Origin of the sequence: Sulfitobacter sediminis (assembly GCF_040811725.1) — a bacterium.
Taxonomy (GTDB): domain Bacteria; phylum Pseudomonadota; class Alphaproteobacteria; order Rhodobacterales; family Rhodobacteraceae; genus Sulfitobacter; species Sulfitobacter sediminis.
The window spans coordinates 1-311 of sequence record NZ_JBFNXX010000124.1; the positions used below are offsets into that span (position 1 = coordinate 1).

Genomic DNA, 311 nt, shown 5'->3' on the forward strand with positions numbered 1-311 from the left:
GAAACGCTGGAAGTTCGCGCCGTCGAAGTCACCACCAGCAATGTCGGTGACGCGCCAATGCTGCCAGAGCTACTCAATCAAATCCCAGCCGATCAGACCATCGGGTCAGTGACCGCCGACGGGGCCTATGACACACGCAATTGCCATGACGTGATTGCTGCCCGTAATGCCCATGCTGTCATCCCTCCGCGCAAGAATGCCAAGCCTTGGAAACCCACCAGCGCCGGTGCTATAGCCCGCAACGAGGCCGTCAACGCATCACGATATCTCGGCCGCGCCATTTGGCGACGGTGGAGCGGATATCACCGAAG

1 protein-coding gene is annotated in these 311 nt (G+C 59.8%); it reads left to right on the forward strand.

All coding sequences use genetic code 11. The features are described from left to right. On the forward strand, positions 1-311 hold a 311-nt coding region (locus AB2B41_RS23430; RefSeq protein WP_367880238.1), incomplete at both ends, for a transposase.